The following is a 12,220-nucleotide window of genomic DNA, read 5'->3' on the forward strand; positions in this document are numbered from 1 at the left end:
ATATGTTTGTCCGTACTTATGCCGGGGCTATTGTCGGGATCGATGCCGTGGCGGTGACCGTCGAGGTCAACATCACGGGCGGCGGTCTGGGGCTCTACCTCGTGGGACTGCCGGACAATGCCGTGAAGGAGAGCGAACAGCGCATCCGTGCGGCGTTCGAGAACTCCGGCGAACGGATGTCGGGCAGGAAGATCGTCGTCAATCTGGCGCCCGCCGATCTCCGCAAGGAGGGTTCGGGCTTCGATTTGCCGATCGCCGTGGGGATTCTCGCGGCGATGGGCCGCATCGACGCCGAAGCGGTCGCCGGCACGATGTTCGTCGGCGAATTGTCGCTCGACGGCTCGGTCAAACCCGTGCGGGGCGTGCTGCCTCTGGCGGTCCGGGCACGTTCGGAAGGGCTGCGGCGGCTGGTGCTGGCGGCCGGGAACGCTGCCGAGGCAGCCGTCGTGGAGGGTATCGAAACGATCGGCGTCACCACGCTCCGGGAGGTCGTCGCCTACCTGAACGGCGAGGCGGAGATCGCTCCTGCGATGCCTGCCGACGATGAACCGTTCGAAATAGCGGCATCGCGTTATGCCGAAGATTTCGCCGACGTGAAGGGCCAGACGCACGTCAAGCGGGCGCTGGAGATAGCTGCTGCGGGCGGCCACAATGTGATTATGATCGGGGCCCCGGGTTCGGGCAAGACGATGCTTGCACGACGCCTGCCGACCATCCTCCCGCCGCTGACGCGCGAGGAGGCGCTGGAGACGACCAAGATACACTCCGTGGCGGGCGGCATGACGGGCGGACTGATGACCCGGCGGCCGTTCCGGGCCCCGCACCACCTCACTTCGCAGGTCGCCGTGATCGGCGGCGGGCAGTCGCCCCGTCCGGGTGAGGTGTCGCTGGCCCACAACGGGGTGCTGTTTCTCGACGAACTGCCCGAATTCGGCCGCAGCGTGCTCGAGGTCCTGCGGCAGCCGCTGGAGGAGAAGCGCGTGGTGGTCTCGCGGGCCAGATACAGCGTCGAATACCCGGCCAATTTTACGCTCGTCGCGGCGATGAACCCGTGTCCGTGCGGCTATTACAACCATCCGACGAAGGAGTGCACCTGCTCGCCGGGGTCGGTACACCGTTATATGAGCCGCATTTCGGGGCCGCTGATGGACCGCATCGACCTGCATGTCGAGGTGACGCCCGTGGCTCCGCAGGAGTTGTCGGCGACGGCTCCGGGCGAGCCGAGCGCGGCGATCCGCGAACGGGTCATCCGGGCGCGGGAGGTGCAGGCGGCGCGTTTCCGCAATGCGGAGGGTGTGCATGCCAACTCGATGATGAACAGCGCGATGCTGCGCGAATACTGCCGTCTCGATGCGGCTTCGGCGGCCTTGCTGGAGCGGGCGATGGAACGGCTGTCGCTCTCGGCGCGGGCCTACGACCGCATCCTGAAGGTGGCGCGCACGATCGCCGATCTGGCTGGACGCGACGCCATCGTTCAGGCGGACATCGCCGAGGCGATCAACTACCGGTCGCTGGACCGGGGTAACTGGGGACGTTAAAAAAATGAAAATATGAAACGCATTATTCTTTCCGGCGGCGGCACGGGCGGCCATATCTATCCCGCCGTGGCGGTCGCCGAGGCCCTGAAACGGCGTTTCGGCGACGAGGTCGATATCCTCTTCGTCGGTGCCGAGGGCAAGATGGAGATGGAGAAGGTTCCGGCGCTGGGCTACCGCATCGCGGGACTGCCGATCGCGGGATTGCAGCGGCGGCTGGACTGGCACAACCTTGCCGTGCCGTTCAAGGCTGTGAAGAGCATCCGGATGGCGAAGCGGATCATCCGCGAATTCGGGGCCGATGCGGTCGTCGGGTTCGGCGGTTACGCCAGCGCCCCGGTGCTGTGGGCCGCGCAGCGAATGGGCGTGCCGACGGTGATTCAGGAGCAGAACTCCTATGCGGGGGTCACGAACAAGATTTTGTCGAAGGGTGCGAAACGCATCTGCACGGCCTATGAGGGGATGGAACGCTTCTTTCCGGCGGGCAAGATCACACTGACGGGCAACCCTCTGCGGGGCCGCTTCTCGAAAGAGGGCGCCGACCGCGCCGAGGCGCTGAAATATTACGGCCTCACGCCCGGCTTGCCGGTGATTCTGGTGGTCGGCGGGTCGTTGGGCACGCGGTCGCTGAACGAGATGATGAAGGCGTGGATCGTCCAGACGGGCGGCGAGGCCCCCGTGCAGGTAATCTGGCAGACGGGCAAATACTACGAGCGCGAAATGCAGGCTTTTCTGGCCGCACACCCGGCGCGGCACGTCTGGCAGGGGGCTTTCATCGACCGCATGGACTATGCCTATGCCGCGGCCGATCTGGTGGTGTCGCGCAGCGGTGCCGGGACGGTCTCGGAGCTGTGTCTCGTGGCCAAACCGGTGCTGTTCGTGCCCTCGCCCAATGTGGCCGAGGACCATCAGACCAAGAATGCCCGGGCGCTGGAGACGAAGGGCGCCGCGGTCGTGGTCGCCGACGCCGAGAGCCGCACGAAGGCGATGCCGCGGGCTATGGAGCTGCTGGCGGACAAGGAGGCGCTGGCCTCGATGAGCCGCAATCTGGAGTCGCTGGCCAGGCCGAACGCCGCGGAAGATATTGTGAATGAGATAATAAAAGTAATGAAATAATGGAATTTCGGAACGTCTATTTTCTGGGTATCGGCGGCATCGGTATGAGCGCCTTGGCCCGCTATTTTCTCCACGAAGGCCGCCGGGTCGCCGGTTACGACCGCACCCGCTCGCCCCTCACCGAAGAACTCGAGGCCGAAGGCGCCGCAGTCCACTATGAGGACGATGTGCGGCTGATCCCCGGGGAGTTCCTCGACCCGAAGGAGACGATGGTGGTCTACCCCCCCGCCGTGCCGCAGGACCACAGCGAATACCGCTATTTCACGGAGCACGGATTCCGGATCGAGAAGCGGTCGCAGATGCTGGGACACTTGGCCGAGGGCAAATATGTGATGGCCGTGGCGGGTACGCACGGCAAGACCACCACCTCGACGATGGTGGCGTGGCTCAACCGTGTCCTGACGGGCGGCGGCTCGGCATTTCTGGGAGGCATCTCCAAGAATTTCGCGGGCAATCTGGTGTTGGGCGGTGGAAAACGCCTTGCGGTCGAGGCCGACGAGTTCGACCGTTCGTTCCTGCGGCTGTATCCCGACGTGGCGGTGGTGACCTCGGCCGATGCCGACCACCTCGACATCTACGGCACCCACGAGGCGGTGAAGGAGGCCTTCTCGCAGTTCGTGCGGCAGATCCGTCCCGACGGATTCCTCATCATCAAGCAGGGGGTCGACATCGTCGTCGACAACCCGGAAATTACCGTCTACCGCTACTCCTACGATGTGCCGTGCGACTTCTACGCCCGCAATGTGCAGTTGCTCGAGGGCGGCCATTACCGCTATGACATCGTGACGCCCGGCGGCGCGATCGAAGGGTGTACGCTCGGCATCCCGGGGTGGATCAACATCGAAAATTCGGTGGCGGCGGTGGCCTCCGTGTGGTGCGCCGCGCAGGCCGAGGGGACGGAACCGGACGCGGACAAACTGCGCGAAGCGCTGGCATCGTTCTCGGGCGTCAAACGGCGTTTCGAGTTCTATGTGAACACTCCGAAACAGGTCTATATGGACGACTATGCCCACCATCCGCGCGAACTGGCGGCGACGCTGACCTCCGTGCGCGGAATGTTCCCCGGACGGCGGATCACGGCGCTTTTCCAGCCCCACCTCTACACCCGCACCCGCGACTTGTATGCAGAGTTCGCCGAGGCGCTGTCGCATGCCGACGAGGTGGTGTTGCTGCCGATCTATCCGGCGCGAGAGGAGCCGATTCCCGGCATTACGTCGGAGATCATCGCCGACAGGGTGGCAGTCCCCTGCCGGATCGTGGAGCGCGGCCGGCTGGCCGACGAGGTCGCCGCGATGGATACGGACGTGGTCATCAGCTTCGGGGCGGGCAATATCGACGCCTGCTGCGAAGCCATTGCCGAAAAGCTCCGCATGAAAAGTTAGACGATGAACCGCTACCTCCGATACACGCTTCTGGGTCTCATGTGGGCCGCCGTCGCCGTCTATATCATCTGGGCGGGGGCATCGGCCCGGCGTGCGCGTGTGGGGAAAAAGGTAGCAAGCGTGGAGATCGAGGTCGTGGACAGCACCTCGCAGGGGCATCTGGTCTCGGCGGCGATGGTCCGCGGATGGATCTCCCGCAGCGGGATCAAGACGCTCGGCGCGGCCGTCGATGCGGTGGACCTCGCGGGCATCGAACACTTGATCGCCCGCAACGGCTTTGTGGACGAGGTGGTCGCCTACGTCTCCTACGACGGGGTGATGCACGTCGCCATCAGCCAGCGCAAGCCCCTCCTGCGGCTGCTAACCGACGGCATGAACGCCTATGTGACGCCCGAAGGGTATGTTTTCGCCGCCCCGCGCGCCTCGTCGCTCTACGTCCCGGTCGTTACCGGTTCGTACCGCCCGCCTTTTCCGGCATCGTATGTGGGGAGTGTCCGGGAGCATATCGACCAGCGGTTGCAGGAGATCGAAAACCGGATCGCTGAACTCGAACGGGAGAAGTATCCCCTCTACCGCCGCGAGCTGGAGAACGACCGCAACATCTCGGCCCTGCGCCGCATGCGCATCAAGCGGCAGTGGTGGCGGCTGGAGGGGGCGAAGGAGTTCGATGCGCGGGTCGATGCGCTGCGCGAAAAGAAGGCCAAACTGCGCCGCAGCTACCGCTATCGGGCGCGTGTGATCCGCGAGGAGATCGAGCGGATCGCCGGACGGCAGGAGGCCGAGCGGGCGAAGCAAAAAAAGTTGGAGAAAAGCTACGAAGATTTCATGAAACTCCTTACCTTTGTGGAAAGTGTCGAGAACGACGATTTCTGGAGGTCGGAAGTGGTGCAGATCGCAGCGCGCACGACCCCCAGCGGAGCATTGGAGGTGGAACTGACGCCCCGCAGCGGTCGTTTTACGATTCTCTTCGGCCGGTTGGAGGAGGTCGAACGCAAGTTCGGGAAGTTGCAGCGGTTCTACCGCCGCGGACTTCCGTCGATCGGCTGGAACGAATACCGCACTATAGACATCAGATATAACGACCAGGTGGTCTGCAAGAAGTAAAAGGAGAGTATACCGTGGAAAGAAAGAATTATACCGTTGCCGTCGATCTGGGCTGCTCGTCGGTCGTGGTGGCCGTCGGCGAGAAGACGCCCGAAGGCGCCGTTGACGTCGCATGCGTCGTCTCGAAACCCGTCGAGGGGGTCAATGCGGGCCGGATCGAGAACATCGAGCTGGTGAGCCGCGCCATCCGCGAGGCCGTGTCGGAAGCCGAGCAGCAGCTCGGAATCCGCATTACGGAGGCTTACGCCGGTATTTCGGGCGATTTCGTGCGCTGTGCGCGCCACACCGACCATGTCTTCGTCTACGATCCCCAGAACGGCGTCAACCAGAAGGACGTCGATGCGCTGTTCGACCGCATGCGCAACGTGCAGGCTCCCGACGATGAGACCATCATGGAGCGCGTGCCCCAGAACTATCTGGTGGACGACAGTCAGGAGGTCCGCAATCCCGTGGGGTCGTTCGGCAAGAAACTTTCGTCGACGTTCAATTTCATCCTCTGCCTCAAAACCCCGATGCAGCGTCTCGACATGGCGCTGAAACGACTTGGTATCAAGATGCTGGGCGTCGTGTCCGACGCGCTGGCCGTTCCCGAAGCGGTGCTGCTGCCCGATGAGAAGGAGGAGGGTGTAGCCGTGGTCGACATCGGCGGCGGCGTTACCGACGTGACGGTCTATTACCGCAACGTGGTGCGCTACATCGCCTCGATCCCGATCGGCGCCTCGGCCATCAACCGCGATATCCGCACGATGAGCGTTCCCGAGAAACACGTCGAGAGCCTCAAGCAGAAATACGGTTCGGCGGTTGCCGAACTGGCCCCCGAGGATAAACTGATCCGCGTCAACGGCCGCACGGCCCGCGAGGCGAAAGATATCCTGCTGCGCAATCTGGCGACGGTGGTCGAGGCCCGCGCTACGGACATCGCCGAGTTCGTCCAGCAGGAGATCAAGGATTCGGGTTACGCCGGGAAACTGGCCTACGGCATCGTGCTGACGGGCGGTTCGGCGAAATTGAAGGACCTCGACGAATTGTTCCGCCGGGTGACGGGCATGGACGTGCGCGTCGCCCTTCCCGAAGCGGGCATCACCGAGGAGTCGAAGGAGAAGGTCGCCGATCCGGCCTATTCGACGGCTGTGGGTATCCTGCTGAAGGGTGCCGAGCAGGGCGGATGCGCCGTTGTCGAACGGCCTGCGCCCCCCGCATCTGCCGCAGCACCGGGAGCCGGACAGCGTCCGGGCTTCATACCTCCGGCTCAGCCCGTAGCGGGCGGATTCAAGGCTCCGCAGCCGCGTGTGGCCCAGCCCTATGCCGCGCCTGCGAAACCCGCAGCGCAGCCTGTGCCGGAGCCGGAGGACGAGACCGTTGGACATCCGGAAGCACCGCGGGAGGACGAGCCGCTGTCGGTGCCCGAACCCAAGCGCAAGCGCGGTTTCGGGTCGATCGTCATGAGTGCGATCGACAAGATCAACAAGGGTTTCTCGGCCGCCGAAGACGAAGAGATATAGTTTAGCAAAGAGGAACGCGCAAGCAACGGTTTACCGTTTTCCGGGGAGTGTCGGCGGTGGCCTCGCGGCAAAGCCGCGTTTGCAAATCCGACCCCACCCCAAACCCCTCCCTCGGGGAGGGGCTTATGTCCGCCGCAAGCGGCGGAAAGGGCGCTTTGGAGCGCATGTGTAATTAAAGAAAAAGAAAACGAGATATGACAGACGAATTGATGTCGGAAATCAAGGCCCCGCGCACGAACGGCTCGATCATTACGGTGGTCGGTGTCGGCGGAGCCGGGGGCAATGCCGTGAACCACATGTGGAATCTCGGCATCAGAGGGGTTACGTTCATGGTCTGCAACACCGACCAGCAGGCGCTCGATAAGAGCCCCGTTGAGCAGAAGATACGCCTCGGGGCCGAGGGCCTCGGAGCCGGCAACGACCCCGAGAACGGGCGTCGCGCGGCCGTCGAGTCGCTGCCCGAGATCCGTCAGGTGCTCGAGGAGGCCGGCACGAAGATGCTCTTCATCACGGCCGGTATGGGCGGCGGCACGGGTACGGGCGCTTCGCCCGTCATTGCCAAACTGGCCAAGGAGATGGGACTGCTGACGGTGGCCATCGTCACCTCGCCGCTGGCCGTCGAGGGCAAGATACGCTACGAGCAGGCTTTCCGGGGTATCGAGGAGCTGCGCCAAAATACCGATTCGCTGCTGATTATCAACAACGAGAACATTCTGGAGATTTACGGGCGTCTTTCGCTCAAACAGGCTTTCGGCAAGGCCGACGACATTCTGGCCTCGGCGGCCAAGGGCATTGCCGAGATCATCACCGTCGAGAGCGATCTGGTGAACGTCGACTTCGCCGATGTCTCGAAGGTCATGCGCAACAGCGGCCGGGCCCACATGGCCGTCGCTACGGCCGACGGCGACAACCGCGCCGAAGCTGTCGCCGAGGCGTCGCTGCGTTCGCCGTTGCTGGACCACAACCTGATCTCGGGAGCCAAGAACATTCTGCTGAACATCTCGGTATCGGACGCCGATGCCCTGATGTACGAGGAGGTGGTGCGGATTCTGGAGTACATTCAGGCCCACGCCAGCGTACAGGACGACCACGGCGTGATCCACAATGCCAACATCATCTGGGGTACGAGCGAGAAGCCGCAGTTGGGCAATTTCATCGAGCTGGTGGTGGTCGCCACGGGATTCGAGGGCGACGCACAGCCCGGCGTGATGAAGCAGATCATTCCCCCGGCCCATATCGTCGAACCCATCGCCAAGGAGCCTGCCGCGGCTCCCGTGCTGGAGCCGATCAAGCCCGTGCCTCCCAAGGTCGCGCAGCGCCAGCCCGAGCAGGTGATGCTCGGGGCCAAGCCGACCCGTTACAGTAATATCGAGACCCTGCTGGCCAAACCCGCCTACCAGTCGCGCAACTCGAAGTTCGTCGTGCAGATGCCCGGCGGCCGCAAAGAGGTGCTGAAAGACGACGCGGCGGAGGCTCAGGCCCCGAAGGAGGAGACGCAGGGCGGCTCGCTGTTCGATTAACCAAATGACTGTCAGTTTGGAAGAAGCTCATTCTTGGATCGCATTCAACGGGTTCGAAGCCCATATCGCCGTGCTGTGCGCGGTGACGTTCTGCCTGCTGTGTGTTTCGGCGCTCGTTTCGGGTGCCGAGACTTCGTTTTTCTCCCTTTCGCACAACGATATCCGCCGCCTGCAGAACAGCAGGAGCACGTCGGCCGCCGCCGTGCTACGCCTGCTGACCGATGTCGACCTGCTGCTGGCGACGATTCTGGTGGTCAACAATCTGGTCAACATATGCATCGTCATCCTCACGGCCAATATCATCGACTCGCTGTTCACGTTCCTGCGTTTCGAGTTCCTGTTCAAGACCGTGCTGGTGACCTTCCTGCTGTTGCTCTTCGGCGAGATACTGCCCAAGGTGCTGGCGCAGACCATTCCCGTGCGCTTCGCCTCGATGGTGGCCCGGCCCCTCGTGCTGCTGCGGTGGATTTTCTACCCGCTGTCGTATGTGCTGGTCCGCACGAGCAGCCGCATCAGCGAAAAGGCCGCCCACAAGAGCGAGATATCGCTCGACGAACTGGCCGACGCCGTGGACATGACTCAAAGTTCGAGTCCCGAGGAGCATGTGATGCTGTCGGGAATCGTCAACTTCGTCAATACCGAGGTGCAGGAGATCATGAAACCCCGTGTGGACATCACGGCGCTCGATGCCACGGACGACTACGAGACGGTCAAAAAGACGATTATCGAATCGGGCTTTTCGCGCATTCCGGTCTACGAGGAGGATATCGACAACATCCGCGGCACGCTCTACGTCAAGGACCTGCTGCCCTACATCAACAACGGCAGCGATTTCGTGTGGCAGCAGTTGGTCCGCAAACCCTATTTCGTCCCCGAGCACAAGAAGATCAACGACCTGCTGGCCGATTTCCAGTCGAACAAGGTCCACATGGCCATCGTCGTCGACGAATACGGCTCGACGCTGGGACTGGTTTCGCTGGAGGACATCATCGAGGAGATCGTGGGCGAAATTTCCGACGAGAGCGACAACGACGAATCGTTCTATACATGCCTCAATCCCAAGTGTTATGTTTTCGAGGGCAAGACCCACCTCGGGGATTTCGAACGCATTCTCGGTTTGGGCGAAGACACCTTCGCCGACGTGCGGGGCGAAGCCGAGACCTTGGCGGGGCTGATGCTCGAACTCAAACGCGACTTCCCGCGCAAAGGCGACGTGTTCACCTCGCACGACATCCGTTTTACGGTGCAGGGGATGGATGGGCACCGCATCGACAAAATCCGCATCGACATCCAATGATCCGGAAACTGCTGGTCGAGCCGCCGATGACTGCCGGCGAGGCGGCCCGGTGGACGACGCCCGAAGAGCGTACCGAAGCTGCGGCGTTCGGCTCGGAGCGCCGCCGTGCGGAGTTCCTCGGCTGGCGGGCCATTGTGCGGCGCGAGCTGGGGGCGGATGTGCGGATCGGCTACGATGCCGTGGGGGCTCCCGTGCTGACAGGCTCGGACTGCTGCATTTCGGTCGCGCATTGTGCCGGCCGCATCGCCCTCTGCATCTCTCCGGAACGCTGTGCCGTGGATATCGAACCGGCGTCGCGCAATTTCAGCCGGGCCGAAAGCCGCTATATGACCCCGTCCGAACGGGCCCTTTCCGACGATCCGCTGTGGCCGGGGATCGTCTGGTGTGCCAAGGAGACGCTTTACAAATACGCCGGGCGCCGGGAACTGGATTTCCGGCAGGATCTCCGCATCGAGCGTGCGGACCTCGCGGCGGGCAGGCTGACGGGCCGGATCGAAAACGGAGAGCCCGTGGAGCTCTCCGTGCGCCGTGAAGACGGCTTTATCATCGTCTATATTCTTTAGAATGCCTCCGAAGCGGTGAAGAGGAATGCCGAGGAGCGCTTGCGGTCCCACGGCAGGTTCTGGTTGCCGAAGTTGCCCCATCCGTAGTCGAGGCGGATGTTCATGCGGTTCTTGAACTCGAAGCGGTAGCCGCATCCGAAGCTGCACAGCGTATTGCCCCAGCGGAATTTCTCCGTGCCCCAGACCTGTCCGCCGCCGATCCATCCCACGATGCCGTGGCGGCGGTAAATCTTCTGCCGCAGTTCGATCTGCGTCTCTACCAATCGTTTATCCCGGTAACGCCCCTCGTAGTAGCCGCGCATGCGCTCCATGCCGCCCATCTTGGCGTACATGTGCCACGACGGGGTTCCGGCCGTGCCGTCGGCGTAGAGGTCGTAGGCCAGTACGGCCCCTTTCCAGAGTTTCTGGTAGAAATCGAACGTCAGCGTGAAGCGTCCGAACGTGCGGCGGGTGTTGCCCAGCCATTCGGGATACCATTTGGCCTCGGCCTTGATGAAGACGCCTTTCGAGGCGTTGAATGTCACGTCACGCGTATCGTATTGGGCGAAGAGGCCGATGCTGGTGTTGAAGGCATTGGGCTTGTCGCCCGTCGTGGCGATGAAGTTCGAGAAAGGGTCCTGCTTTTCGGGGTCGTAGCGCTTGCCGTCTTTCCAGAGGTCGTACATCTCGCCGATCTGTCCGCCGGGTTTCTGGACCTCGCCGTTGTCGATCCGCTGCATGTACTCGACCATGCCGGAACTCTTGTATTTGGCTCCGGAGTAGTCGATGCCGCCGCTCACGCCGATGTAGAAACGACCGGCGAGCGACGTGCAGTAGGAGATGCGGAAGGCACCCATCGTGGTGGTGAGGTCCTGCGCGTAACCCTCCTTGCCGGCCTGATAGCCCACGCCGTAGAAGGCTCCGGGGAAGTAGACGAAGGCCCCCGAGTAGCTCAGCCGCTGTTTGTTCTTGTTGTAGATGTTGTCGCCGGAGAAGCGCAGCAGCACGAATTTCTCGGTCGTGAAGTTGCCGTAGATCGAAATGTTCGACGGTGCGGTCACCGAGTCGGTGCGGTCGAGCCGGTAGAGGCCCGCCAGCAGGAAGCCGATGCCGAATCCGACATCCGACGAGTAGTTGGGGCCGGGGGCGATGCTCCAGTCGATCTTTTTTTCGAAAGTTCGGTCGACGTTCGAGCGGCTGTAATAGTCGATGATGCGGCGGATGAGTCCCGGGCGTTTCACCGGGGCGGTGAGGGCCGATGTATCGGCCGCCCGGACGTGTTTGGCGTTCGGATGTGCCTCGGCCTGCCCGATCTGCGAAAGGGTCGTTTCGGTCGAGGGGAAATTCTCTTTCGGGGAGTCGTCCGGGCTTTGGGCGGATGCCGAACCGGCAGTCAGCAGTGCCGCGGAAAGGAGTATGATGATCTTTTTCATTGACTTTGAGGTAGGAGCCGAGTACAAAGATAATTCTATTTTCCGGTTGTGCAAAATGAACAATCGGAACCCCTGAAAGTGGCAACCAATCCGGGAAAAATTCCTACCTTTGTAGTAATTCAAACAATCTTCGTTTATGGAAATCGCCCGACCGCAACTGCTTCCCGAGCCCGAAACGGCTGCCGATCCCGCCCGGATGCACCTCGACGAAGAGATCGTCGACGCTGCGTTTCGCGGCGCCGATTTCGGTGCGCTCGTCCGCGAGCACCTCTCGGTGCAGGGCTGCCGTTTCACCGGCTGCGTCTTTGCGGGAAGCGTACTCGGGCATTCGCAGTTCTCGGACGTCATTTTCCGCAACTGCGACTTTTCGAACGCCGATTTGCAGGGATGCAGTTTCCACCGCGCGGAGTTTGCCGATTGCAAGCTGACGGGGACCAACCTTGCCGAGACGACCCTGAATCACCTGCTGTTCGACCGCTGCAAGGGCGAATTTGCCAATTTCGCCTTTTCGCGCCTGCGCACGGTGCGCTTTGGCGGATGCCGGATGCGCAGCGCGGCTTTCGGCGACTGCCGCTTCGAACGCGTGGAGTTCTCGCAGTGCGAACTGGCGATGGCCGAGTTCTTCGGGACGCGCCTGAGGGGTGTGTCGTTCGCCGACTCGGACATCCGCGGAATCCGCGTCCGCGAGATCGACTCCTTCGAACTGAAAGGCGTGAAGATAAGTGTCCTGCAGGCCGCCGAACTGGCCCGTCTGCTGGGCGTCGAGATCGAGGAGTGAGCCAGTTCCGA

Annotated in this window: 10 protein-coding genes; 9 read left to right on the plus strand and 1 reads right to left on the minus strand. The window is 62.6% G+C overall.

Going from position 1 to position 12,220, the window contains the following annotated elements:
• Positions 1-2: 2 nt before the first annotated feature.
• From BN5935_RS05610 to BN5935_RS05645, 8 genes are all read left to right on the plus strand, one after another.
• Entirely contained in the window at positions 3-1,538 is a 1,536-nt protein-coding gene (locus BN5935_RS05610; protein WP_064975253.1) for a YifB family Mg chelatase-like AAA ATPase, read from the plus strand.
• Between the two features lie 12 nt (positions 1,539-1,550).
• Entirely contained in the window at positions 1,551-2,651 is a 1,101-nt protein-coding gene (murG, locus tag BN5935_RS05615) for an undecaprenyldiphospho-muramoylpentapeptide beta-N-acetylglucosaminyltransferase (protein ID WP_064975254.1), read from the plus strand.
• Complete coding sequence (gene murC / locus BN5935_RS05620) at positions 2,651-4,033, plus strand: UDP-N-acetylmuramate--L-alanine ligase (RefSeq protein ID WP_064975255.1); 1,383 nt, start codon at positions 2,651-2,653, stop codon at positions 4,031-4,033. Before murG ends, murC begins: the two co-directional genes overlap by 1 nt.
• Before the next feature lie 3 nt (positions 4,034-4,036).
• Positions 4,037-5,137 carry a cell division protein FtsQ/DivIB gene (locus BN5935_RS05625; protein ID WP_064975256.1) on the plus strand — a complete coding sequence of 367 codons (1,101 nt, stop codon included), beginning with the start codon at positions 4,037-4,039 and terminating at the stop codon, positions 5,135-5,137.
• A 14-nt stretch (positions 5,138-5,151) separates the two neighbouring features.
• Entirely contained in the window at positions 5,152-6,639 is a 1,488-nt protein-coding gene (ftsA, locus tag BN5935_RS05630; RefSeq protein WP_064975257.1) for a cell division protein FtsA, read from the plus strand.
• A 194-nt stretch (positions 6,640-6,833) separates the two neighbouring features.
• Positions 6,834-8,159, plus strand: a complete 1,326-nt coding sequence (gene ftsZ, locus BN5935_RS05635) for a cell division protein FtsZ (protein ID WP_064975258.1) — start codon at positions 6,834-6,836, stop codon at positions 8,157-8,159.
• A 16-nt stretch (positions 8,160-8,175) separates the two neighbouring features.
• A complete protein-coding gene (gene gldE / locus BN5935_RS05640) occupies positions 8,176-9,456 on the plus strand; it encodes a gliding motility-associated protein GldE (RefSeq protein ID WP_064975259.1) in 1,281 nt (426 codons plus the stop codon).
• Positions 9,453-10,019 carry a 4'-phosphopantetheinyl transferase family protein gene (locus tag BN5935_RS05645; RefSeq protein WP_064975260.1) on the plus strand — a complete coding sequence of 189 codons (567 nt, stop codon included), beginning with the start codon at positions 9,453-9,455 and terminating at the stop codon, positions 10,017-10,019. The genes gldE and BN5935_RS05645 overlap by 4 nt, the downstream gene beginning before the upstream one ends.
• On the opposite strand, the gene BN5935_RS05650 is transcribed toward BN5935_RS05645, so the two are convergent.
• A complete protein-coding gene (locus BN5935_RS05650) occupies positions 10,016-11,431 on the minus strand; it encodes a BamA/TamA family outer membrane protein (RefSeq protein WP_064975261.1) in 1,416 nt (471 codons plus the stop codon). The genes BN5935_RS05645 and BN5935_RS05650 overlap by 4 nt on opposite strands.
• Positions 11,432-11,567: 136 nt before the next feature.
• Here BN5935_RS05650 and BN5935_RS05655 point away from each other — a divergent pair, with 136 nt between their 5' ends.
• Positions 11,568-12,209 (plus strand): pentapeptide repeat-containing protein, encoded by a 642-nt coding sequence (locus BN5935_RS05655; protein ID WP_064975262.1) that lies wholly within the window; start codon positions 11,568-11,570, stop codon positions 12,207-12,209.
• Positions 12,210-12,220: the final 11 nt, after the last annotated feature.

Source organism: Alistipes provencensis, from assembly GCF_900083545.1.
GTDB classification, from domain to species: Bacteria; Bacteroidota; Bacteroidia; order Bacteroidales; family Rikenellaceae; genus Alistipes; species Alistipes provencensis.